24 protein-coding genes are annotated in these 23,503 nt (G+C 35.8%); 3 read left to right on the top strand and 21 right to left on the bottom strand.

What is annotated here, in order from left to right; translation table 11 throughout:
* Window positions 1-235 precede the first annotated feature (235 nt).
* From ACQKMV_RS04400 to ACQKMV_RS04380, 5 genes are all read right to left on the bottom strand, one after another.
* Window positions 236-1,279 carry a phosphotransferase family protein gene (locus tag ACQKMV_RS04400; protein WP_427502544.1) on the bottom strand — a complete coding sequence of 348 codons (1,044 nt, stop codon included), beginning with the start codon at window positions 1,277-1,279 and terminating at the stop codon, window positions 236-238.
* Window positions 1,280-1,291: 12 nt separating this feature from the next.
* Entirely contained in the window at window positions 1,292-2,068 is a 777-nt protein-coding gene (locus ACQKMV_RS04395; RefSeq protein WP_427502543.1) for an SDR family oxidoreductase, read from the bottom strand.
* Window positions 2,065-3,300, bottom strand: coding sequence for an acyl-CoA dehydrogenase family protein (locus ACQKMV_RS04390; protein WP_427502542.1), 1,236 nt, complete (start codon window positions 3,298-3,300; stop codon window positions 2,065-2,067). The genes ACQKMV_RS04395 and ACQKMV_RS04390 overlap by 4 nt, the downstream gene beginning before the upstream one ends.
* A gap of 448 nt (window positions 3,301-3,748) precedes the next feature.
* On the bottom strand, window positions 3,749-4,126 hold the full coding sequence (locus ACQKMV_RS04385; protein ID WP_427502541.1) for a hypothetical protein: 378 nt from the start codon (window positions 4,124-4,126) through the stop codon (window positions 3,749-3,751).
* Between the two features lie 100 nt (window positions 4,127-4,226).
* Window positions 4,227-5,114 (bottom strand): LysR family transcriptional regulator, encoded by an 888-nt coding sequence (locus ACQKMV_RS04380; RefSeq protein WP_427502540.1) that lies wholly within the window; start codon window positions 5,112-5,114, stop codon window positions 4,227-4,229.
* A gap of 139 nt (window positions 5,115-5,253) precedes the next feature.
* Between ACQKMV_RS04380 and hutG the strand changes: the two genes are divergently transcribed.
* Both hutG and gltS read left to right on the top strand, forming a co-directional pair.
* The gene (gene hutG / locus ACQKMV_RS04375) at window positions 5,254-6,219 is read left to right on the top strand and encodes a formimidoylglutamase (protein WP_427502539.1); all 966 of its coding nucleotides are present in this window, start codon (window positions 5,254-5,256) and stop codon (window positions 6,217-6,219) included.
* Window positions 6,216-7,403: a sodium/glutamate symporter gene (gene gltS, locus ACQKMV_RS04370; protein WP_427502538.1), complete on the top strand. Its 1,188-nt coding sequence runs from the start codon at window positions 6,216-6,218 to the stop codon at window positions 7,401-7,403. Before hutG ends, gltS begins: the two co-directional genes overlap by 4 nt.
* A gap of 61 nt (window positions 7,404-7,464) precedes the next feature.
* Here the strand turns inward: gltS and ACQKMV_RS04365 are convergent, their stop codons facing one another.
* The 7 genes from ACQKMV_RS04365 to ACQKMV_RS04335 all read right to left on the bottom strand — a co-directional run bounded on the left by ACQKMV_RS04365 (window position 7,465) and on the right by ACQKMV_RS04335 (window position 14,554).
* Complete coding sequence (locus tag ACQKMV_RS04365) at window positions 7,465-8,730, bottom strand: polysaccharide deacetylase family protein (RefSeq protein ID WP_427502537.1); 1,266 nt, start codon at window positions 8,728-8,730, stop codon at window positions 7,465-7,467.
* Window positions 8,731-9,214: 484 nt separating this feature from the next.
* Window positions 9,215-10,054 (bottom strand): D-alanyl-D-alanine carboxypeptidase family protein, encoded by an 840-nt coding sequence (locus ACQKMV_RS04360; RefSeq protein WP_427502536.1) that lies wholly within the window; start codon window positions 10,052-10,054, stop codon window positions 9,215-9,217.
* Window positions 10,055-10,260: 206 nt separating this feature from the next.
* Window positions 10,261-10,719 (bottom strand): hypothetical protein, encoded by a 459-nt coding sequence (locus ACQKMV_RS04355; RefSeq protein WP_427502535.1) that lies wholly within the window; start codon window positions 10,717-10,719, stop codon window positions 10,261-10,263.
* Between the two features lie 37 nt (window positions 10,720-10,756).
* Entirely contained in the window at window positions 10,757-11,368 is a 612-nt protein-coding gene (locus ACQKMV_RS04350) for a histidine phosphatase family protein (RefSeq protein WP_427502534.1), read from the bottom strand.
* A gap of 30 nt (window positions 11,369-11,398) precedes the next feature.
* Window positions 11,399-11,821 (bottom strand): DUF3995 domain-containing protein, encoded by a 423-nt coding sequence (locus tag ACQKMV_RS04345; protein ID WP_427502533.1) that lies wholly within the window; start codon window positions 11,819-11,821, stop codon window positions 11,399-11,401.
* 254 nt (window positions 11,822-12,075) lie between these two features.
* The gene (locus ACQKMV_RS04340) at window positions 12,076-12,603 is read right to left on the bottom strand and encodes a TetR/AcrR family transcriptional regulator (protein ID WP_427502532.1); all 528 of its coding nucleotides are present in this window, start codon (window positions 12,601-12,603) and stop codon (window positions 12,076-12,078) included.
* 262 nt (window positions 12,604-12,865) lie between these two features.
* A complete protein-coding gene (locus ACQKMV_RS04335) occupies window positions 12,866-14,554 on the bottom strand; it encodes an AAA family ATPase (RefSeq protein WP_427502531.1) in 1,689 nt (562 codons plus the stop codon).
* Window positions 14,555-14,648: 94 nt separating this feature from the next.
* Between ACQKMV_RS04335 and ACQKMV_RS04330 the strand changes: the two genes are divergently transcribed.
* A complete protein-coding gene (locus ACQKMV_RS04330) occupies window positions 14,649-15,077 on the top strand; it encodes a hypothetical protein (protein WP_427502530.1) in 429 nt (142 codons plus the stop codon).
* Window positions 15,078-15,164: 87 nt separating this feature from the next.
* Here ACQKMV_RS04330 and ACQKMV_RS04325 read toward each other — a convergent pair whose 3' ends face one another.
* The 9 genes from ACQKMV_RS04325 to ACQKMV_RS04285 all read right to left on the bottom strand — a co-directional run bounded on the left by ACQKMV_RS04325 (window position 15,165) and on the right by ACQKMV_RS04285 (window position 23,466).
* Window positions 15,165-16,142 (bottom strand): helix-turn-helix transcriptional regulator, encoded by a 978-nt coding sequence (locus ACQKMV_RS04325; protein WP_427502529.1) that lies wholly within the window; start codon window positions 16,140-16,142, stop codon window positions 15,165-15,167.
* 500 nt (window positions 16,143-16,642) lie between these two features.
* Entirely contained in the window at window positions 16,643-16,960 is a 318-nt protein-coding gene (locus ACQKMV_RS04320) for a YbjQ family protein (RefSeq protein WP_427502528.1), read from the bottom strand.
* A 12-nt stretch (window positions 16,961-16,972) separates the two neighbouring features.
* Window positions 16,973-17,452: a nucleoside 2-deoxyribosyltransferase gene (locus ACQKMV_RS04315; protein ID WP_427502527.1), complete on the bottom strand. Its 480-nt coding sequence runs from the start codon at window positions 17,450-17,452 to the stop codon at window positions 16,973-16,975.
* 10 nt (window positions 17,453-17,462) lie between these two features.
* Window positions 17,463-17,897 carry a GNAT family N-acetyltransferase gene (locus ACQKMV_RS04310; protein WP_427502526.1) on the bottom strand — a complete coding sequence of 145 codons (435 nt, stop codon included), beginning with the start codon at window positions 17,895-17,897 and terminating at the stop codon, window positions 17,463-17,465.
* A gap of 404 nt (window positions 17,898-18,301) precedes the next feature.
* A complete protein-coding gene (locus ACQKMV_RS04305; protein ID WP_427502525.1) occupies window positions 18,302-19,363 on the bottom strand; it encodes a suppressor of fused domain protein in 1,062 nt (353 codons plus the stop codon).
* Window positions 19,364-19,762: 399 nt separating this feature from the next.
* A complete protein-coding gene (locus tag ACQKMV_RS04300; RefSeq protein WP_427502524.1) occupies window positions 19,763-20,311 on the bottom strand; it encodes a hypothetical protein in 549 nt (182 codons plus the stop codon).
* A 783-nt stretch (window positions 20,312-21,094) separates the two neighbouring features.
* Window positions 21,095-21,493, bottom strand: coding sequence for a GNAT family N-acetyltransferase (locus tag ACQKMV_RS04295; protein ID WP_427502523.1), 399 nt, complete (start codon window positions 21,491-21,493; stop codon window positions 21,095-21,097).
* Between the two features lie 220 nt (window positions 21,494-21,713).
* A complete protein-coding gene (locus ACQKMV_RS04290; RefSeq protein ID WP_427502522.1) occupies window positions 21,714-22,247 on the bottom strand; it encodes a hypothetical protein in 534 nt (177 codons plus the stop codon).
* Between the two features lie 184 nt (window positions 22,248-22,431).
* Window positions 22,432-23,466, bottom strand: coding sequence for an IS1595 family transposase (locus ACQKMV_RS04285; RefSeq protein ID WP_427502521.1), 1,035 nt, complete (start codon window positions 23,464-23,466; stop codon window positions 22,432-22,434).
* Window positions 23,467-23,503 lie beyond the last annotated feature (37 nt).

Here is a 23,503-nt window from a genome sequence, read left to right as displayed (position 1 = left end):
CACTCTTCGTAATGTATTATATGCTTAATACACTTTTTATGTCAATCAAATCCATGGGAATAAATATCAATTCTTAAAATGACAACCAGTTGTAAAACTAACCTTCTACGTTCGTTTAAGTAGGAAAAACTCAATGAGCTACATGCTATTTGACACCTTAATTTCGTTGGCTTCAAAGTTTTTGACTACATGAAATAACGGCTGCTTTAAAAGCAACCGTCATTTATACCATAGTTTATAGTGCCTTGGAAGCCTGATGAATTAGTGCTGCTACCATTTTATCCATTTGTGCAAAACGATCGTCTTTTGTTTGACCATTCACGTATCGATAATAGATTTGCTGGCATATTACTGCTAATTTAAAGTAGGCAAATGTAATATAATAATCGATGGCTGAAACATCACGCCCGCTTTTCTCTGCATAGCGGTTAATGAATTCCTGACGTGTGTAAAACCCTGGTAAAGTCGTTATTGGTGGTTCTCCAAATGCGTATAAAAGCATTTTGGGATCATCTGCATGCATCCAGTAGCTCATGGCCACGCCTAAATCTGCTAATGGGTCCCCTACAGTTGTCATCTCTAAATCAAAAAGTCCAATCATCTCAGAGTAATCACTTGAAAACTTAGCGTTATTAAGCTTGTAATCATAATGAATTATAGTTGCTTCGTGATTAGAAGGTACATGATCCTTTAACCACTTTGTCAATGCCTCTACTTCAGCATACTCTGCCGTTTTCGCTTTGTCATACCGCTCAATCCATCCATGTACTTGCCGTTCCATAAATCCTTCTGGCTTCACCATATCCTTTAGCTGCGTTTCCTTATATGGTATTGCATGAAGAGCCACGAGTGAATCAACCATTTTTTCTGATATGAGCCGTGCTAATTCCTCCGTATTTTCAGTACCAGGTGGAAAATGAGTGTCAAGTACGATACCCTTTTTGCGTTCCATTAGGAAGAAATCACTGCCGATAATATCTCGATCCTCAACGTACACATAAGGTTTTGGTACAGCAGCAAAAAATGGATGTAATGCAGATAAAATAGTAAATTCACGTTTCATGTCATGCGCTTTTTTGGCGACTGGACCATGTGGAGGTCGACGAAGAACAACTTCAAATTCACCTACTTTTAGGCAGTAAGTCAAATTTGAATGTCCAGCACTAAACTGTGAAATTTCTAGCTTCCCCTCTGGTAACTCCGGAAATTGACTCTTTAAAAATGACTGTAATTTCACTTCATCAATACGCTCACTCGCTCTTACTTGTATCGTATCCATTAAACCCCTCCCTTATATGATCGAGCTCATACCGCCATCAACAACTATGACATCCCCCGTAATATAATCTGAGGCAGCCGCGGCTAAAAATAATGCAACGCCTTTTAGGTCATTTTCAGATCCTAAACGTTTTAACGGCGTCACTCCCATTAAATAATCTTGCCCGCGCTCAATTAAGACATTTGACATTTTTGTCGGGAAAAATCCTGGGGCAATCGCATTCACATTGACGCCATATGGCCCCCATTTTACGGCTAAATCTTTTGTAAGCGTAATGACCGCACCTTTACTTGCGTTATAGCCAATTGTATCCATGAATTCAGGTAATGTACCACCAAGCCCTGCAACCGAGGCGATATTGATAATTTTTCCGCTCTTTTGTTCTAGCATTATTTTGCCAATAGCTTGGCTCATTAAAAATGTCCCATTGACATTAACATCGAAGACTTTTTGCCAAGCCTCATAAGGCATTTCAACAGCCGGAGTACCCCAAGACGCCCCACTGTTGTTTACTAAAATATCAATTTTGCCGAATGACTCCAGCGTTTTTGACACAACGTTCGCTACATCCTCTGGCTTTGTTACATCACAGGCAAGAGCTAATGTTTGTACACCTAATTTAGCTAATTCTGCGGCTACCTCTTCGCATGCCTCGACCTTTCTTGAGCACAGAACAATGTTGGCACCTGCTTCAGCAAAGCCTTGTGCAATTTGAGCTCCAAGACCACGTCCTCCCCCAGTTACGATGGCAGTTTTCCCCTTCAAGCTAAATAAATCTAGTACCGTCATTTCACCAGCTCCTCTTGTTTCTTAGCATGCTTTTTCAGCTCCAGCTTGGCAACTGTGTTACGATGTACTTCATCCGGTCCATCTGCTAATCGTAATGTTCGAGAATTTGCCCATTGTGCTGCAAGTGTCGTATCAGGTCCTACTCCAGCAGCACCGAATGCTTGAATTGCTCGGTCAATAACTCTTAATGCCATATTCGGCGCCACTACTTTAATCATGGCAATTTCTGCCTTTGCCTCTTTATTCCCTACTGTGTCCATCATATACGCTGCCTTTAGCGTCAACAGTCTTGCCTGCTCAATATCAATACGGGACTCTGCAATACGCTCACGTATCACTCCTTGATCTGCGAGTTGTCGATGGAAAGCATGTCGCTCCTGTACACGCACACACATTTCCTCTAATGCTCGTTCAGCAGCACCAATAAGACGCATACAATGATGGATTCGACCAGGGCCCAAACGACCTTGCGCAATTGCAAAGCCTTTTCCTTCTCCCCACAATATATTTTCAACAGGTACTCGAACATTAGTAAACGTCACCTCACCGTGTCCTTCTGGTGCATGATCATAGCCAAATGCAGTAAGCATACGCTCTATTTTTACTCCAGGAGTATCCATCGGCACGAGTATCATCGACTGTTGCTCATGGATAGGTGCTGTAGAATCTTTATGTTTTCCCATAAAAATAGCGATTTTACAGCGAGGATCCCCAGCTCCTGTTGTCCACCACTTATGTCCATTTAAAATATAAAAATCACCATCACGTTCAATACTTGCCTCGATATTAGTTGCATCACTTGACGCGACTGCAGGCTCAGTCATTGCAAAGCAGGAACGTATTTCTCCTCGTAATAACGGCTCTAGCCACTGTTTTTTCTGCTGTTCTGAGCCGTAACGCACAAGCACCTCCATATTTCCCGTATCTGGTGCATTGCAGTTAAACACTTCAGGCGCAAGTAAAGAGCGTCCCATGATTTCACATAAAGGTGCATATTCTAAATTCGTCAAACCTGCACCATATTCGCTGTCTGGCAAAAATAAATTCCATAAACCCGCTTCTTTTGCCTTTTGCTTTAACTCCTCCATAATTGGTGGGATCGCTCCCCAACGATCTTCCATTGCTGCCACCTGTGCAGCATACACTGCCTCATTTGGATAAATGTATTGCTCCATAAAGTTTGTCAGCTTCATTTGTAGTTCTACTACTTTTTCGCTATAAGAAAAGTTCATAAAAAAACCCCCTTTGTTTGAACATCGAAATGATAAATGAATGAATATTCATTTTTATTCTTACATTAAATGTTACCGCTATATATCTTGTAAATCAATGTCTATTAAACGAAAATTTGAATTATAGAGAAAATTCATACTTAAGACAGTGTATCGAAAAGATAGAAAATCACATTACGATTAAAAAACACAAGTCAAAAACTATTTCACCATAATAAGTATCCTCAAATCAGAAAAGCATTTTTTAGTTATGATTAAATGACTTGATGTATTCATAGCCGCTTTTTAGTACTTCTTTAGCTTATCAGCCTATTCTTTTTAACAAACGTCATCCACAACTTTTGGTGATGAGCTACTTCTTTGTAAAATTAGTAAATTAGGTAAAGAAACGATTAGTAGGATAAAAAAGAGTAACTTCTCAATCAAAAAAGTTACTCTATCAATCAAATTAATCTATAATTTTATTTTTATGTCTATTAGCTAACTTCGTAGCGAGGAACTGGGGAAATAAATTCAATACACTCACAATTACTAATAGTTGAGAAGGTGAAAATGGTTTAAAATATCCACGATCCCACCCTATTCCTAACGTATCCTCTATTCTACCGAAAAAGTAAAAAGAAATTAGAGCTGATACAATATTACCTATAGTAAAAGGAATTGAGTTGCATAGAAATTTCCCAAGAAAAGCTAGAATTGAAGTCCCTACAATCATTAGTAAATAGCCAAGCAGTGAACGATTAGCAAAATCTTGGTACATTGAAAAATAAACAAAAGGAAAACAGTATAAACAGACTATTAAAATACCAATTACTATTTTTCTCATATTGTCACCCCTCTTATAAATAGAACATAAATATTGGACAGCCGAAGACTATTAATTCGATTGCTTTGTTCAACCTTGCATGTTTTAAGCTTTCCATAATCTAAAGTGTTTTGCCTATTTCCATAATATCAGTCAGCAATTGGCGAATGGCCAAAGGTAAATGACGATTTTTTAAGTACACCAAATAAACGTTTCGTCGTAAATTGGGACAATCTATTTCTTTTTGTACAATAGTTTTAGCGGTAGGACCTTTTAAATAATTTTCAGGTAGAATGGTAACCCCTAAATTTTCACGAACGAGAGACACAGCTGTCTCAAAACGTTCAATTTCAAATTGGATATTAATGTTTTTTTCAGCCCTTTCAAATGCGACTAAAATGTCCTGTCTCGTTTGAAAGCCCTCTGTACTAATGATAAAAGGCTCATTACTTAAATCGGCGATTGTCAGCTTCTCTTTCTCCGCTAATGGGTGATTTAATGGTAAAACGGCTACAAGTCGTTCTTCATATAAGCACTTAACTTCGAGATCCTCATCATCCATTATTTGATTTGTAATTATTAAATGTGTTTTATAGCTTTTGAGCGATTTTTTGACACGTTTACTTCCTAAAATATCCACTAGATGAAACATCATTTGTGGATACTCCTTTTTATACTCTGTAATGACTTTTGGTAGCCAATGCTTAATCGATTCCATTACGCCTATCGTTATTTCGCTTGTGCCACGTACAATTACCTCATCCATTTCTATTTTTAAAACTTCCATGTTTTTCAATATAACTTTTGCACGTCCATATAAAAGCTCACCTGCTTCTGTTAATTGAAGATTTCTCGTATTCCTTTCAAGTAACGGTGAACCAATTTCTTGCTCTAATTTTTTAATTGCAGTACTTAGAGAAGGCTGAGAAATATGTAATTTTTCAGCTGCCTTCGAGAAATTCATTTGCTCCGTAACTGCTATAAAATATTGTAATTGTTTAAAATCCATAACAACATTCACCTCATTTATAGTTTAAAACTATAGATTAATAACAATTATATATTAGCATTTATAATTATGCGAATATATAATTTATTCATAACAATATTTGCACTACAATAATATTGGAAATGGAGTTGATAAAGATATGTATACAATGACAGATCAGAAACAATGGAAAGGCCGTATAGATTCAACTACTAATACGAGTAGTTTTCGTTTACATCAAAAAGTAAAAAGAATTCCTATTAATGATGTAAGCGCTTCAGATAATAAGCAAGCCGCAATTGTTGGCTTTATTTGTGATGAAGGTGTACGTCGTAATCAAGGACGTGTGGGAGCAGCAAGTGCACCTAATGCTCTACGTGAAGCATTATCTAGCTTACCTTGGACATTTAATGATGAACAACAAATTATTGATGTAGGTAACGTTCTTTGTCTAAACCATGCTTTAGAAGAAGCGCAGCGTGAGCTCGGCGAAATTGTCAAAACATTGCTAAATAAAAAATTACAATGTGTTGTGCTTGGTGGTGGACACGAAACACTATACGGACATTATTTGGGCGTTCGTGCAGCGTTACCTAAAGATGCGAAAATCGGGATAGTCAATATCGACGCTCATTTCGATTTACGATCTTTTGATGAGCAGCCATCTTCTGGCACAATGTTCCGTCAGATTTTAGAGCAGGATCCACATGCAGATTACTTTGTTCTAGGCATACAACGTTTTGGTAATACGAAAGAGCTATTCGATAAAGCCAATGAATTGCATGTGAATTATGTGTTAGAAGATAATATGACGCCAGAAAATGAAGCGCAAATCATGCATGATCTTCAGCAATTTATGGATAATCATGATTATATTCTTTTAACACTATGTATGGATGTACTAGACGCTGCATGTGCGCCAGGTGTTAGTGCCCCGTCACCGTTTGGACTAGATCCAAAGACTGTACGCACGATACTTCAAAAAGTTACTTCGCACCCAAATACACATTCTTTTGATATTTGTGAGGTAAATCCTTCACTAGATGAGAACGGACGCACAGTTAAATTAGGTGCTTATTTTGTTTATGAAGCACTAAATCACTTACTTAGGAGACAAGGTACATGATCGAAATTAATCAAATTACAACAGTATTTCTAGCAGTTGCACTATTCGCATTGGGCGGCTGGCTCATCAATAAAATCGGTTTTTTAAAGCGGTTTTGTATACCAGCACCTGTAGTCGGTGGCTTACTATTCGCCGCATTGGCAACTATTCTAAAGACAACTGGCGTAGTAGAATTTTCGCTTGATACGTCATTACAAAGCTTGTTTATGATTACTTTCTTCACAACAATTGGTTTAGGGGCAAGCTTTAAACTTGTTAAGCTTGGTGGAAAATTATTAATTATTTATTGGCTGGCTTGCGGTTTCCTAGCTTTAATGCAAAATGTTATCGGTGTATCCCTTGCATCGCTAATGGGTATTCAACCGTTAATCGGTATGATGGCTGGTGCTGTTTCTATGGAAGGTGGTCATGGTGCAGCAGCAGCATTTGGACAAACTTTAGAAGACTTAGGTATTTCATCAGCTATGACAATCGGTGCAGCTGCGGCTACATGTGGTTTAGTTGCTGGTGGTTTAATCGGTGGTCCTATTGTAAAGTACTTAGTCGGTAAATATAATTTAACGCCAGATGTACAAGAAACTGAAGAAATTGATTTTGAAAATAAAAATGAACAAATTACATCCGATTCATTCTTTACACAAGTATTATTAATTACGTTCTGTATGGCAGTAGGTACATATGTTGGAACATTATTCTCAGAAGCTACTGGCTTCGTACTACCTGGCTATGTTGGTTCAATGTTTGTAGCTGTATTAGTACGTAATATTATGGATAAAGTAAAACCTGAAGCGGTTAATATGAAAAGTATTTCTTTAATCGGTGATGTGACATTAGGTATCTTCCTTTCAATGGCACTCATGAGTATTAAATTATGGGAAATTGCTGATTTAGCACTTCCACTATTCATCATTGTTTTCGCACAAGTATTCTTCATTGTCGTATTTAGTATTTTTGTATTATTTAAAATCCTTGGAAAAAATTACGATGCTGCGGTTATGGTTGCCGGTTTTGCTGGACACGGTTTAGGGGCAACACCAAATGCGATGGCCAATATGTCAGCAGTTGTGCAACGTTTCGGTCCATCTAAAAAAGCTTTTCTTGTAGTACCAATTGTAGGAGCGTTTTTAATCGACGTATTTGGTATTCCAATTATTATTACGACTATTAATCTATTTAAATCATAAATGAGGCCATGCAATTGTCTTTATTAGACAGTTGCACGGCCTTATTTTATTGGCTTATAGATTATTGTAATATTTCACTAACAGTTACAAATTCGTAGCCTTGCTTTTGTAAGTACAGAATTACGTTTTCCAAACCATTTGCTGTCGTTTGATGAATATCATGCATTAAAATAATGCTGCCATCTTTCACTGACGCTTTCACATACGCTAAAATTTTATCAGCATTGCGATGCTTCCAATCTAGCGTATCGATTGACCATAGAATAGAAGGCATCGTAATGACAGAACGAACTTTATCATTCGTTGCACCATATGGTGGGCGGAAAACTGTTGGATATTGACCGATTGCTGCATAAATGGCATTGCTAGTTCGATCAACCTCTTGTTTAACATTTGCTGTCGATAAGGCTGTTAACTTTGCATGGTCCCATGTATGATTGCCTATTTCATGGCCAGCCTCATAAATTTGCTTGACGATCGCTGAATTTCGAGAAACATTGTTCCCAACCATAAAAAATGTAGCCTTTGCATCATATTTCTTTAAAGTCGCTAAAACTTGCGGGGTAACTTTTGCATCTGGCCCATCATCAAATGTTAAAGCCACACGCTTCTTTTGCCCTTTCGCTACTGGTACACCTTTATTGTATACTTTGTTATCAAGTATTTGGATATTAGTCAGCTCTGAAGCTTTAACATAGCCCTTTTGTTCACCTGCTTCTACATAGGCCCAGCCTGCTAGCGTTGTATATTGCTGAACCTCTGTTTTATTGGCAAGCGTACCAAGAACCTCGCTACTTGGGCTAGCAGTTAAATGAAACACAGCGCCATTAGCAGCATTTACTCGTTTTTTTGTCGCAACAGGTTTCTTTAAAGAATTCGTTGCAACATAACCTGTTTGATGTCCATATTGGACAAATGACCAACCTCCAGGCGCAGATCCATAAACAAAAATAAGAGTGTTTTCATTAAGCTGCCCTGTTTTCTGTGCACTTGGACTAGGATATGTAAATAAAGTTGTTCCATCTTTTTTCGTCACTACATATTTTTCGGATTTTAGGCTCACTAAAGCTGCCGTTTCGACATATCCCTCTAGCTGTTGCACTTTAATTCGAGTCCATTCATCACTTACTGGTGTAGCTGTTACATAACTACCTTTCACTATTTGACCGATTACGGCACTTTCTACGGAAGGTTCTACATAAACTGTTGTGTCATTAGCTACTGATTGAATAACGGGTGTACCCTCAGCATTTGCAGAAGTATTACCTACAAATACAAAACTGATTAAAAATGTCAAAATAATAGCATAGGGTAAAAGTTTTTTCATTGTTCTACACCGACCTTTTCATCACAGGATGTCTTTTCTCATATGTTTTTTTCTATAAAAGTATAGGATTCGACTCTAATTATAGAATAATAGATTCTACCAGGAAATAGTAAGAATCAACTAGTTTTTGTGAATAAAAATTTCATTATTAACGTTTTATGGTTGCTAGGATTAACGGCATATTATTGAATTGTTTACAGGTGCTTTTTAAAAAAATCTTTCACCTTTTCTTCATTCAATCTTCCCTGTATAGCGTTGGCAATAGCTGATGAAAAGCAATTATTTAATGAGCATTTAGCACCTCCCCTCTTAAATCAAACTGATCGATTGTATTCCCAAGCATGAATACCGTGATAGCTTTTTGCCGACTTTCATTTATCAAAGGCTCCCAAGACGCCTTTTTCGAGTACATTTGCAGTGCACCTTCTTCATAAGACGGTTGAAACGATTAAAAAGTTATTATTTTTTTCATATTTTTTTCCTCCTATAGCGCATCGTACGCTGTAAGAGCATCTTCTATATGGAATGGTGGTGTCCAAGCTTGCCCATTCGCATTAGTCGTCACAAAAATATAACGTTTACCATCTTTTTCGATAATAGAGGCTAAGCAAAGACCAGCTTCAGGTGTGTAGCCTGTTTTTCCTCCCAATATTGTACCTTCCCCACCTGGTATTTTCGTTAGAAGCGAGCTTGTGATCGTTAATTCATTTGGTACATGAGTAATATAGCTTTTTGAAGTCATAATTTGATAAAAGGTAGGATTTTCAATAGCGTAACGAAATAACTTACTAATATCACGTACACTGGAAACATGCGTGGGATCATGTAATCCACTGGCATTCACAAAATGGGTATCGTTCATCCCTAATTCATGTGCTTTATTATTCATTAATGTTACAAATGCTTCTTCACTATCTGCAATCGCATCGGCAAGTGTTCCTGTAGCATCCGCTCCAGAAGCAAGCAGTGTGCCATATAATAAGTCCTCTATCGTTACAAAATCTCCTGCCTTAAAGCCAGCCATGGAAGCATTTTGAGCAGTAAATTTAGAAATCGTTTGTGGTTTAACGATTGTTTTCTTCTGCAGATCAGTAGTCATTTCAATGGCAACAATCGCTGTCATAATTTTCGTTAATGATGCTGGATAAATAATGTCATCTGCATTTTTTTCGTATAATACTTCTCCTTTTTCATTCAGCAACAAAGCATTTTTACTATGTAACGAAGGTAGCTCTATTTGCGTTTGTTCCGTTGTTGTATAATTCGTATAATAAAAAAGGCATGCAGCCGCACATATAAAACAAAATAAGACAAATTTTTTCATAAAAAACGCCTCCCATTCATTATAATAGGAGGCATTTATGAATATTCCTGTAGGCAATTTATGAAGAAATTCTTAAGGTTGATTTTTATTAATAAGGCTGTGTTAAATTTTAATGTTGACTTTTATATTAAAAATTTAGGGATATTTAATTGGTTCCATTAATTTTGTATTAATAATGCCATTTTGAATATTGGCTTAGATTTTAATTAAGATAAATCTTCTAAACCCCAATCATTATAAGTGTATTTTTCGTCATTAGATATAGGTTTATAATCCTTACAAAAATCAAGAAGTTTCCGACTTCTTGTATGAAAAGATATATCATGTTTAGAGAAGATTTTAACGACTTCATCCCGATTTTGAGGGGTCATTTCTTTTAAGCAATACACTTCATTTTCTAAATCTCCGAATGGATTGAAATTACCGTGTCGGCAAGATTGACAACAAGCAATAGCTATGTTGTTTGAAAGTTCTTTCTGTAAAAACTTTATTGCATATTCAATAGAGTCCGATATCTTAGATTGGATGAGGTGATTATTCATTGAAACTTCGAAATGAATGTTTTGAAATTCGTCTTCATCTGTTTGTTCGTAAAGGATTTTTGTTGGTATGACGGAGATTTCTCCATCAATTATATAATTTACGTTTAAAGTATCTACTTTCAATGAAATACCTCCTATTCAACTGTACTTTACAGAGCCACTAATAAAAATCATCGAAATCTGAACAAATTCTCGTTATGGTTTTATTCTCTAATTTGAAAAATACATCCTGGGATACTTCTAGCTTCAGTGCATCTTCTTTTTTCAAATCCGCATAAATTCCTCGTAAAATACGACCTGTTAGACCATGTGAAATAGCAATAACTTTCGGTATATGTTGAATGTCTTCTAGCCAAGCACTTAGTCTGTTCACTACGGAGTCATAAGCCTCTCCATTTGGCGCATTAAAATACCAGTTATATACGTCTGTGTTATGAAAAAGGTTTGGCCAAGAACTTTCGATTTCTGTCGTTGTTAACCCAGCCCACTGTCCCACTGCAACCTCGGTTAAACGATCGTCTTTTTTAACATTCTTCAAATCATATCCAATTGTTTCACAAATTATTTCCGTGCTTTGCATTGCTCTTCCTAATGGACTCGACACAATTTTCCATTCATTAGGATCTCCAATTAAAGTTTTTAGCATTAGAGCATTTTGTTGTACTTGATGTACACCATCTACTGTTAATGGAGAATCGAGCTCTCCTTGGTATCGTCCTTGTGTATTAAATTCTGTTTCACCATGTCGAAGTAAGTATAACGTTTGATTCAATTTTGCTTCCCTCCCTAGTTATTACTACTATTAAAATAACAGAATAATATAGACAAATCCCAAAAACAAACATAATGGACTGTGAAGCCAAGTATCGTACCTAGCAAACTGAGAGTGTTTTATTTTTTTAAAAAATCCAACATACTTAAAATCACCGACTGCCCGAATAATGAAAATGAAAGCACAGACAATACTTCCGATTTTAGATAAACCATTTGCTTGAAATCCTTGCAAATAACCTCCTTGAACAACAATAATGACACTAGCCAGTAGAATAAGAATGGCAACTAACAATGTCCCCCATATTCTCGGAGTAAAGACAGGTTTCTGCTCTCCCTCTTTTACAGGAATAGCAACAGCAGAACCCCAACGACCACCAAAAGCCCAATAGATATGCAACAAACTGATCAACCACAGAAGCCCTACAGTCATTAATATTAAAAGTAATTTCATTTTTTCGCCCCCCAATATCGTAAACTCAAGCAAAACATACTATACCGTATGTTAAAGTAAAAATTTTGTCCCTTCAGGTTTTATAACCATATTAGGGACGTTTATTATCAAGTCAGGATGTTGATTAGAAAAATATAGGTTTATTTATTAACCGATAAAAGGATTTTTTTTGATATTATGCTAATGTATGCCCATTTTTAACTGATTGTAGCGGAAATCAACGTCTTCGAATTAATTCCAATAGATCAAAATGGTTAATCAACACACCTGTTATCGTGTATTAAAAGCTCAAGCATTCTATCAATATCAAAATTAGAATTTGCTTCGAACCTTGTCATCCATCCTACATACGTTAAATAGGCAAGTCTCGCTCGATCTATTGATTCAGTCTCGTCTATGCCGATTTTTTGATACAATTTTGCAACACAAGAAATTCTCTGTTCTTCAATATCCACTAAACGGGCTGCCACAACCGGGTCATATTTAGCCCAAGTATAGATGCCAATCTCCATTTTTTTATCTCGATTAAAACTAATCTGTAATAGCTGTTCTAATGAGGCATCCTGTTGCTCCATACTTTGAACAATTAGCTTTGTTGCATGTATTTCCCAATAGTCGAGCATAGAATCTAACAGCTCTTGATGGTCACGAAAATAGTGATAAAAGCTCCCTTTGCTTATTTTTAGCAATCGAGCAAGTGCTTCGATGCGAACTTTATGTATTCCTTCATCAGCTAATTGTTGCAATCCTGCTTTTATCCAATCTTCCCTCGTTAATTGCATGTCATCTCTCCAATAAAATACGGTAGCGTATGTTTTACGTTAGATTACAATTATTTTCATTTTTTGTCAATTATTCATTCTGATTATTTTTATGAACTTTAATGTTGTTGTTAATCGTAACATTAATCGTCATCACCCTTGGTAAAATACAAGCACAAACTAAAATTATCGACACAAGTTTTTTCATTATTATTCCTCTTTTCCTATTTATCAGCAGGAAAAGCCAAGGTTTTTAACTTACCTTGACCATTATTCACACCAACTAAAATGTATTATCAAATAGATTTTCTGCTATGCCTAGTAAAATATCTTCCTCGGTAAATTCCATTAATTCTTCTTTCGTAATATTTTTCTGTTGAATTAGGCGGTTAGATTGAATGGTCACGAGCTTTTCAAATAAGTTTCGGATATAACGACCATTCGAAAAGTTTGGAATTGATTCGACTGGAATTTGATGCAATTGCTCCTTCATATGGTGTGCAAATACGTCGCCGTACTGGTAATCATTATTTTTACAAAGCATGGCAAAAATATCATACAGCTCATCTGTGCTAAAATTATCAAACTGCACAAAATGATTGAAGCGGGATTTAAAACCTGGATTGGCAAGCAGAAATTCCTCCATAAGCTCTGTATAACCAGCAACGATAATAACTAAATCATCGCGTAAATCCTCCATCGCCTTTAATAGGCTATCAATCGCTTCTTTTCCAAATGCGTCTTGTTTATCATTGATGAGTGAATATGCTTCATCAATAAAAAGCACACCGCCTTTTGCTTTATTCACGACTTCCTGGACCTTTAATGCCGTCTGACCAACATATCCTGCTACTAAGCCTGCACGATCTGTTTCCACAAAATGCCCGCTTGAAAGTACACCAAGATGCTTATATATTTGGCCTATGATACGAGCCACTGTTGTTTTTCCTGTACCTGGATTTCCAGAGAACACTAAATGATATGTTATAGGGAAGCTTGTTAAACCATGGTCGACACGCAAACTTTGAATTTTAATGAAATTAATAAGATTATGTAATTCCTTTTTGGCATTTGGAAGTCCCACAAGACCATCAAGCTGCTTCTGTAATTTTTCAATCTCTCGCTCTATTTCAGGTGTTATTCGTAAACGTTCACCGTTAATAAATTCACCGCTATAAATAATTTTCCCTTCTTCATTAAAATAATCTCCTCGACCGTGCTTTTCTCCATTTACAAGTTCTCCTATATAGGAAGCCTGTCCATTAGCATAATAAAGAGTACCATGTCCTGTCATAGCATCCTCTTTAAATTGCCCCTCCGATTCAAGCGTACCTTGTCTGGAATAGTTCTTACCTTTTCCATGTTTCATATCCTCAAAGAAATAGCCTTCATACTGAAGGGATGTCACACCATTTGCTAGCTCCTCAGCACTTGGCGATTCTGGTGCATAGTAAAGCTTTCCTGCACCTTGCATATGATTCCATATAAAATCACCTTCATATTGTAAAAAACCACTTGGATAGTATTGTTTTCCCTTGCCTTTCTTCATGCCATGGACAAAATCACCCTCATATTGTGGCTGATTTAAATGCGGATACTGTTCACGAAGCTCTTCAAATGGGGCAATTACATCTTCCTCATAATATAAAATCCCGTAACCTTCCATTAAATCATTACGAAAATGTCCCTCGTAATATGCCTGACCATCCTTATATAAAATACCATTACCTTGTTTTTTATTTTGAATAAATTCGCCCTGGTAAATCATTTGTCCTTTTAAATACATGATGCCGTTACCTTGCTTCATATGTTTGACGAATTCTCCCTCGAATAACAGCTCACCTTCTTGGTCAAATAGCGTCCCCTTACCATCATAAATGTCATGACCAAAGTCATTTTTCTTCACACCGCCACGATACATTAATGTACCATCTGGATACAATATCTCTTTTTCTTCATAATTTTGTGTCATTTGATTGCCATCCTTTACCCATTCAGTATATGCTCAATTATAGCGTGGAAAAGAATACATATGTGTGAATTTTTAGAATTCAAGGAGTTTGAACATGAAAAAACGATATAAAATATTAATCGGTATCTTATTACCTCTTATCATCTTATTTGCTTCAACTATCTTTTTAACCCGCGATTCAACTTTTGATAAGGAGGTAATTGACCGATTTAATATTGAACAAATTAAAGAAATTGAATTGATCCGTTCCTCTGATAACAAAACAATCACTATTACAGATGTAGCTACAATCAATCAAATAATGCAGCAACTTGAAGATCAACCGCTTCGAAAAGTCTATTTTTCCAATTCAGATTATGACGAGGCTTATTGGTTAACACTACGTAATAATGATAAACGAGAAATTGGTTTACGATTAGATGACTCAAAGCATTTATTCGTTTATTTGTATGAGGAAAACTATATGAAAGATTACAAGTTTTTAGATGATATTAAGATGGCCTTTTTTGAGGATCTCTTTTGAGAAAACATCCATTCTGAACGGTAAAAATCCGCTGCGATTAGATTCTATGCGGATTTTTTACCTTTTATTTTAGGAAAGCTTTTGTTTTTATATATAGCGATAATTTTGCTGCATCGATTGAATCGTATCAATGATCTCTTCTCTAAGCTCAATTGGCTCTAACACTTCAATGTTTGCTCCTTGGCTCAGCAGCCACATTTTAATGCCATGTCCAAACACTTCTGCTTCAAATAAATATTGCCCATCTTTATTAGATAATATTTTTGCTGTTGGTAAGCGATCTAATACAGCTTGCGGAGATGTTCCTTTAAAGATAAATTTCATACGCATCAGCTCGCCAGCGTGCATAAACTGAATACGTTTGCGAAATTCTCCTTCTTGAAAACGTTCGGCATATGGTATTTGAAATTTTTTATCAAGCTCAAGAAAATGTTGTATTCGGTCGACTCTATAGACAATGGGCAAATCCTTTTCGTGCTTATTATCATAAGCAATTAAATAAAAGTAGTATTCTGCGAAAATGACGGCGAGTGGTTTTAAAATCTTTTCTGTAGGAATTGTTTCGCCTTCACGTAAATAATCAATTTTAATGATTTTCTTTTTTTGAACCGCCTCTGAAAGATCCCAAATTAAATGCAATAGAGACTTTTTATGATTTAAATCTACGTACAAATGCTTTTCGTTTAAAATAATATTGTGAATAAACTCTTGCTTATCGGCTGCAACAATTGAAATAAGCTTATCTATAATATCGCTCATTTCTGATCTCAGCAGTGCTCTTGATTCGATAAGAATTTTAACAATCGCTAAAACTTGCTCCTTCGATAAAATACTTTCCCCTTTATTTGTCAGTCTGTACACATTTTCTGTTCGCACATATTCTAAATGGCTATCCAATTTAGCTTTTTCTAGATACGCTCGAATTTCATTCAAATCCCGTTGTATGGTTTTTTCACCAACATTATGTGTAAATGCTTCTTGCTTTTTGTTAATCCCTTGACCATCCATCAGTCTGTCAAACATCGAAATGACGCGATAGCCCTTGTTTTGTTGTGAATCTACCATATATCCCACTCTCTCTTCAAAGTTACTTCTCTATTATACAAAAAGAGTTGGACACTATTAGTCCTTTTAACTACTAAATTTCTATTTTATTGGTATTATTGCCACTACATACTATACTTTTGTTATAATTCACTTTATTTTTACAGTTAATTCCGCATTGATAGATAAAAAGGACTTCAACCTTGGTGATTGAAGTCCTTCGTTATTATGTCAATGAAATAAGGTGTCACATTGAATAAAGTCTGACCCTTAGGCAAAGCTAGGGGTTGATCTCCGTTCCGGCTGGGCGCTTCCCTGGGGGCGTCCAGCCTTCACTCCAATCAACCACTTTACATAGAATCAATTGTGATAAAGCGAAATTTTAACATTATATATGTGCGAAAGTGAGTAGCCCGAAACAGAAATTACTCTCATTTTTTTGGACAGCATGCACAAAATTTCATTGACCATTTGATTTTTCAACACAATTAAAAATCTTGTTAATTGAAGTCTTTAGCGGATTATTCCTTTACTCTTACTGCAGTTCCATATGCTAATACTTCTGATGTGCCATCCATAACGGATGAAGTAGAAAACCTTACCCCAACAATTGCATTTGCTCCTAGTCGTCTTGCTTCTTCCTCCATATCTTTCGTGGCAAGTTCTCGAGATCGAACGAGCATTTCTGCATACTCCTTCATCTCTCCTCCGACAATATTGCGAAGTCCCGCCATCATATCGCGACCAATATTTCTTGATTGTACAGAGTTACCTTTTACTAAACCTATAGTTTCTACAATTTCTTTTCCCGCTACAATATCTGTTGTTGATAGTAACATACAAAACTCCTCCTATTTTTTATAATTTTGAACGGCTTTAACAGCTTCAGTAATGGAAGTCGTAATAACTCCCGTGCGCTTAATCAAGCCAATAACAAATAAATTGCGATAAACAAACTGATTTTCAATTCCGTCCCGTACAAGTGCCTCTATTTTCATCATATTGTCACGGCCTTGTTGACGAACATCTGTAAATACGCCTACGATTGGTCGATTTAGCATCGCAAATGCACCAATCTCTGCTGCCACACCTGAGTCAATTTCAACGCCATCTAAAACGGCTACTAATACATCACTATTTTGCAGCATCTCTAAATCTGCTTGCGCAATCGCCAAACTATCTGCATATGCCGTTTTATCATTTATCGCATCATTCTCCTGTGGCACATATAATTCAATACCGGGTACTGCCTCTCTAATTGCCGCAGCGAGTTGCTCGTTAACTAAACGATCTCCTAAAGAAAATAATCCATTTGCTAAGTATGCCTTCATAATAAAACTCCTATTCCAATGTTTTTTCAAATACTATTTTATGTCGATCTTTTTTATCTATAAAAGTTGAGATAATATCGAATCCGTGTTTAAGATTTGTTATGAGCATTGCTTTTCGCTCATTTCTACCATATGTACGAACTTTTTTAAAGCCAAGTGCCTGTAGATGTTCATGCTGCCGCTTCATTAATTGACTGGCAATTCCTTGACTACGCTTTTTTTCATGAACACCACCTAACCAGCTATAAAAAACACCATCCGGATGTGTGTATCCTAGTTTAAAGCCTATGATATCTTCATTTTCTACTGCTAGTAAACAGATGAGGCCTTCTTTACTTTCAAGTTTTTCTAGTGGTAGATTTGCTCCATCAAATACATGTGCATGAATTTCTTGTAATTGCTTCAACCAATCATATGGAACGCCTTCAATTGTAACGATCTGCATTTTTATCACCCCTATCCATATTGTCATTAATTATAGCAGAAAAGGTTTAACGATAAGGTTGAACATTGCAGTATGATTAATTTTCCGGAAAAAATTTCAATCAAAGTTGAAGAAAACTCATAGCTACCTTTATACTTACCTTCCTCCGTGCGATTACCTTAGTTTATCGAAGTGTTCTTATTCTAAAGAGATTTTCATTTTTCCGTAAACGCGTATAAACTTAATATCTTTAGATTTAACTAACCCCTGCCCAATCCATATGTATCCCCCTATAATTAATCCTATCTCATTTCATTCAGCAACTTTCCACGTTTCTATTAATAAAAAAATCTCCCACTTTTATACGAACCCAAAATCATATCATTTGGATATGGTGTTCGTTTTTAGCGGGAGACTATTTTCTATCATCCGATTGTTTCTACAATGTTTCCTTGCTGATCTTTAATATATGTTTTTTTAATGAGGATTGAAAGCCCCAGTATAGAAGACAATTCAAATTCTTTTTCTCGCGGCATTAAGCATTGATTGAGTTCCATAACAGCCGTTTCATTTAAAGTTATGATAACATCCGCTTCATCCACTTTATAGCCACATTTTTCTCCTGGCTCAAATACAACTCGGATTTCTCGACCAACTAGCGTCAGGCTTTTCCCTTTTAATATCCGTCCGCGTAATAGTTTGCCGATTATTCCCGCTTGCTTTGCGCCTAGCGTTAACTTATTTGGCTGCTTGCTGAATAATCCCTTTTTCCCCTGCTCCCAAGCTAGTTGGTCCACAAATAAATAGCCGGTATTAGAGCCTTCTTCCACCATTCCTTTTTCTACCGCTTCGGCAATGGATGAAATCTGTAAAAGAGATGCACGAGATAAATCAGTCACATAGTTCGGGATATACTCTAAACCTGCATTTAGCACTCCAATTGTATTCCAAGTTTGCATGGCCTCGAGCTCATCGTCTGTAATACCTACCATTTGAATAAACTCCAGTTGTCCATTTGGTGTCTCAATAGCAAACAACTCGGAATCTAACGTAAATGCAAGCGCCGTTAAAAGCGTGTCAGCACCTTGGCAGATTGGACCGTTTGCATCCAAATAATCACCTGATCTAAAAACATTGCCACTGTCAAAAACATATCTTCCCATGTTTTGTAGCAAATTTAACGCCCATGCTGGTGGCTCTTCCTCATCTTCATTTCGGGCAAGGCGAAATGTTAACTCAAACCCATATCCGCTGTAGTCAGCGTCTTCTGTTTCTTTTTCATATAACTCAGAAAATCCATAAGTTACAAAATGCCAGTGTGGAACTGGTGTCTCACTCTTATAGGCACTGATTCCTTCAAGTGGATCTTCGCCTCCTAATAAATATGGAATAACGGTTCCATAATGCTTCGGCTCCTGATTACCGTAAACTTTTAATAGTTCCTGATCAATCGCATCCCAGCCAGATGCATTTACTTCTTCGCTCATAATAACGCCTCCTATGTATTTTCGATTATCGAGTATTTACCTTAATTTACGGACTCGTTTCTTTGGTCTTTCGCTCTTCCAGGCTACTAACATTCTGTTTTCACCTAATGCCCGATTATTCGTTATATATGTTTTTAATTTAATTATGATTTCTACTATAAAGTATATAATATACTCAAAAGAGAATAATACCCAACTTGACTACCTTTAATTTTATAACAGAATAGATTTATTTTCATGAATCGGTGATGGACATCGAGTAAATTATCAGGACTTAAGCATTGCTTCCAACAACATTTTTTAGCGACATGGACCTATGGAGCCTTGGTGGATATCTAAATGCGCCAAGGCGTTATAATAGCGAGGGTAAAAAATATCTGAATAATTCGAGGTTTCTCCTTAACCGTATAACATTGCTGGTGAACGTACACTTTGTAAATAGTCTGCAAGCTTTCCAGCATATACTTTTTCTAAATAAGGCAATTGTGTGATACAATGAGGTGTCATTAATGCTGGGTTTTGACAAACTTTCAGCCCACCAACCTTTAAAAGCGTCGCCACAAATTGTGAGCAAAAATAAGCACGCTCTCTTCGGACCTCCTTTTGCATCATTACGCCAAAGAGCCCAATAAAATTATATTTATAGCGATCGCGATTCCAATACATATAACGTACGATTTTCATCATCTCTAAGTATTGATAGCGAGATATTTTACAACGATAAATTACACAATCAGCTGTTTCAAATAGCCCTCTGTCTGCATCTTCTTGCAAAAAACCCCCACTTAACGGATTGTTTAGTTGTCTACGTCCAAAGCTATACATTTCAAAAAGCTCCTCATCAAAAGCAATGGACGCATGATTCATCTCTTTTCCAGTATACATGCCTATAGCTTTTGATAATAATGTACCTGTTTTTGTTAATACTATGTAAATGGTGTATGCCATTTCCTCACCTACTTCAATATTCTCTCCTACTACCAATACGTTTTAAATATTCAAATGGTTTCATTAATTTCCTTTATTTATAAATATATAAAATAATATTGAATTTTTTCTTAGCAGAAACTTAAGATTTTCTTAATTTTTCAGGAACCACATCCGCTTCATGTCACCACCTTCAGAGGTGAAAGTCTTCTGTAAGTGCCTTTGCGCTTTCGTTACAAAAAACATTTGCTGAATGAGGATAAATCAATTGATTGTAGAATCTATTTTTCTGCTACCTTCATTTATATGATTTTATTTGTATTCTTATGTAGAGGAAATTGCAGTTTAGTCTTTTAATTTCGTCCTTCCTTAGTGTTTATAGGAGCTTCAAGGATAAATAATATTTTTTTATTTAACACTTACATTACATAATTAGCGTTCGGATTTTTGTGATTTGTATATTTATTTCAAACTGTACATATGGAAGCGAAAGGAGAATAATGATAGAATTTCGTTTAGAATTATTTGTCGAAGATTTACATCAATAGAACGAATATTCCTATTTTGACAAGGGAAATTTCATTTTTTTCTTAACTTTGACCTACTAAAAGAGAACAAGTTTTTATGATTTCTTTGATAGTTTGCCTTGTGTTTAAATACTCATCAAAGTTAGCTGTTGTTATTTTTAGTTTGCCCTATTATGTGATATAATCCCTTTACTGACTAACCTAAGTAAGTCAAAATTGAGCTGTAGCGATGCCGTACGCTACAGCTTGTTTTGTAATGAAAAAGGGCTCACTCAAATCATTCTCCTCTTAAAGGATTTTTACTTTCCAAATACTCCTCGGCTAGTTGCTGATTTTTGTATATGGCCATACCCGTTTTCAATTTGTTAAAGCCGATCTTTTCGTAAAAAGGTTCATTTCCTGTTGTTGCAATTAATTGAATACAAGAAACATCTTCTAATTGGTGAATGATGTCCTCTAAAAGGGTTCTAGCAATCCCTCTTCCTTGATAATCTTTATGTACTACAACATCATATATAGCTGCATTGAATACACCATCTGAAAGAGCTCTCGCAAAACCTATAATTCGCTTATCTTTTACTGCGAAAACTTGGTGTGTACTTGCATTGAAAACTTTTTTTATGATCCGTTCGTCATGTTTCATCCATCCTACCGATTGATAAACTTCTTTTAACATTGTTAGCTCGTTTTCCTCTACTTTATATTTAAGTAGGCTGTTTTCTCAAAGATTGTTGCTGTTAAAACTAAAAGACAGATTTAATCTACAAAATGTGTAGATTAAATCTGTCTTTTAGTTTTGATATTTCGTGAATCGAAAATTTAACGAAAGCTCTGGTTAGTTGAAGAAAAAACATTCATTATTTTTAAAATATTTTACTTACTTCTATGTAAAATAACTATTTTCCTCGTGGCCAAATGAAATATGAAATAGATATGATAAAATCAATTCCCAGTACTAAAGACCATACTTTTAGTGTTTCAAAAAGTTTAGAACTACGCTCCGCATCATTTACTAGGTATATCAATATTAATAAAAATCCTGCTCCGATGATATATGCAAATAAATGCTGAAAAGACCCTTTCAAAGAATTACGAGCATATGCGAAACCAGTCTTTTTTGCAGGTTTTGTTCCCTCTTTTTTTATGTAGTATAAGAACCTTTCATCAGCCCAACGAACGATACTCTTTCCAAAAGCAATTGACACACCTAAATAGATAGCAGCAATTGCGTGAGACGTAGTTGCATTTCCACCCTTTAATAGATCCATAGCAGTTACGATTAACAGAAACAAATCAATCACGGGTGTTAGAAATAAAAAGAACGATCCCATTTTTTTATAGTTATAAACATAACGTAAAGTTAGACCGAGTATTATAACAATCCAAAACCCAATTTCTGCTGCAATAATTGACCAAGTAATAAAATTCAATTAATCACCCCACACTTTTACTTACAAAAAATCTAGTAGTATAAAAACACACGCTTATATAGCGTATATTATATTATAAGGAGAAACAATAAAAAATTCCACCTTTTATCAAATTAACCATATTAATTCAGCGAAAACCTCTTTTTGCTTCGCTAATTGAATAACAGTAAACCACTGAATCCGCTTAAAAAGCATCTGATAAATGGTGCTCTTTGCCTTTTCTTATTGCTTCAATTGTGAAATAGTTAGATTTTTGACAAGTTGAAATAAGCATTTGCTCTACCCGATTTTCAAATGCCAAGTTTTTATGTAACTCAAGCCAACGATACCAGTAAAGGTAACTATCCAAATAATACGTACCAACGCCCTGAAATCGTTCCATCCATCCTTTCAAACGGCGATGGAAGTTATTAACGTGTTGTATATGGAATATTTCTTTTTTTACTCGTTGATTTTGATTAAGATTAACTGTTTCGTGTTTAAGATTTTTTGCTGCTGCAAATTTTTTATAATTGGTAGCGGTATCCGTGCATAACAAAGAAGAATGGGCTATATAATCCCCGATAACCCCATCAATTTCTTCTGCTTTTACACGACCTCTACCCGCCATCCTCGCAATAATATTGTTATTTCGATCTTGTGCTACAACTACAGCAATTTTCTGATTTGAAATCCCTCGTTTTTCATCCTTTTCTCCTCGTTTTTTTGGTTTACGATGTGTAAATCTACGACCTTTTAAAGATTCACGAAAGAAAGTCTCATCACTTTCAATGATGCCAGATAATTGGTTGAAGCCGTGACTTCCTAAAGCGTTTAAAATCTTATGTCTCCAATAAAAAGCGGTAGATATATGAATTTTTAAAGAGTCTGAAATCTTCGGTAATGTAACACCGTTTATCATCATTTTAATGTATTCAATCCATTTTTCCGGATAACGCGAACCTGAAAAAGGCGTATTTGTCATATCATTAAATGTTTTTCCACAATCCTTACATAAATATCTTTGTCTAGAACGATATTTACCATTACGTTTTACGGCAGTACTTCCACAATGAAGACAACCTAAACCAGACGAAAAGCGAGACTCCTTGATCTTAGGAAGTAATTCTTCCATTTTATTTTCTTCTTTTGGATATAGATCTTGTTTCATTGCCTTAAATAAGGCTAGTTGATCTGCTTTTCCTAATTCTCCGACTGCTTCATATACATATCTCCACATTATTGAACGCCTCCTGAAAATGCATTATATTCAACCA

This window comes from Lysinibacillus sp. NPDC094403 (assembly GCF_050278745.1).
GTDB lineage: Bacteria > Bacillota > Bacilli > Bacillales_A > Planococcaceae > Lysinibacillus.
This window is presented reverse-complemented; position numbering and strand designations above follow the sequence as displayed.

Bases quoted from the DNA above. Each gene is read 5' to 3' on its own strand.
- ACQKMV_RS04305 (WP_427502525.1), bottom strand. From the start codon at position 19,363: ATGAGCGAAGAAGTAAATGCATCTGGCTGGGATGCGATTGATCAGGAA.
- ACQKMV_RS04325 (WP_427502529.1), bottom strand. From the start codon at position 16,142: ATGGTAGATTCACAACAAAACAAGGGCTATCGCGTCATTTCGATGTTT.
- ACQKMV_RS04300 (WP_427502524.1), bottom strand. From the start codon at position 20,311: ATGGCATACACCATTTACATAGTATTAACAAAAACAGGTACATTATTA.
- ACQKMV_RS04330 (WP_427502530.1), top strand. From the start codon at position 14,649: ATGAAAAAACGATATAAAATATTAATCGGTATCTTATTACCTCTTATC.
- ACQKMV_RS04380 (WP_427502540.1), bottom strand. From the start codon at position 5,114: ATGGATTTTAAACAATTACAATATTTTATAGCAGTTACGGAGCAAATG.
- ACQKMV_RS04365 (WP_427502537.1), bottom strand. From the start codon at position 8,730: ATGAAAAAACTTTTACCCTATGCTATTATTTTGACATTTTTAATCAGT.
- gltS (WP_427502538.1), top strand. From the start codon at position 6,216: ATGATCGAAATTAATCAAATTACAACAGTATTTCTAGCAGTTGCACTA.
- ACQKMV_RS04295 (WP_427502523.1), bottom strand. From the start codon at position 21,493: ATGTTAAAAGAAGTTTATCAATCGGTAGGATGGATGAAACATGACGAA.
- ACQKMV_RS04340 (WP_427502532.1), bottom strand. From the start codon at position 12,603: ATGCAATTAACGAGGGAAGATTGGATAAAAGCAGGATTGCAACAATTA.
- ACQKMV_RS04285 (WP_427502521.1), bottom strand. From the start codon at position 23,466: ATGTGGAGATATGTATATGAAGCAGTCGGAGAATTAGGAAAAGCAGAT.
- hutG (WP_427502539.1), top strand. From the start codon at position 5,254: ATGTATACAATGACAGATCAGAAACAATGGAAAGGCCGTATAGATTCA.
- ACQKMV_RS04315 (WP_427502527.1), bottom strand. From the start codon at position 17,452: ATGAAGGCATACTTAGCAAATGGATTATTTTCTTTAGGAGATCGTTTA.
- ACQKMV_RS04360 (WP_427502536.1), bottom strand. From the start codon at position 10,054: ATGAAAAAATTTGTCTTATTTTGTTTTATATGTGCGGCTGCATGCCTT.
- ACQKMV_RS04335 (WP_427502531.1), bottom strand. From the start codon at position 14,554: ATGACACAAAATTATGAAGAAAAAGAGATATTGTATCCAGATGGTACA.
- ACQKMV_RS04395 (WP_427502543.1), bottom strand. From the start codon at position 2,068: ATGACGGTACTAGATTTATTTAGCTTGAAGGGGAAAACTGCCATCGTA.
- ACQKMV_RS04385 (WP_427502541.1), bottom strand. From the start codon at position 4,126: ATGAGAAAAATAGTAATTGGTATTTTAATAGTCTGTTTATACTGTTTT.
- ACQKMV_RS04400 (WP_427502544.1), bottom strand. From the start codon at position 1,279: ATGGATACGATACAAGTAAGAGCGAGTGAGCGTATTGATGAAGTGAAA.
- ACQKMV_RS04310 (WP_427502526.1), bottom strand. From the start codon at position 17,897: ATGCAGATCGTTACAATTGAAGGCGTTCCATATGATTGGTTGAAGCAA.
- ACQKMV_RS04345 (WP_427502533.1), bottom strand. From the start codon at position 11,821: ATGAAATTACTTTTAATATTAATGACTGTAGGGCTTCTGTGGTTGATC.
- ACQKMV_RS04390 (WP_427502542.1), bottom strand. From the start codon at position 3,300: ATGAACTTTTCTTATAGCGAAAAAGTAGTAGAACTACAAATGAAGCTG.
- ACQKMV_RS04320 (WP_427502528.1), bottom strand. From the start codon at position 16,960: ATGTTACTATCAACAACAGATATTGTAGCGGGAAAAGAAATTGTAGAA.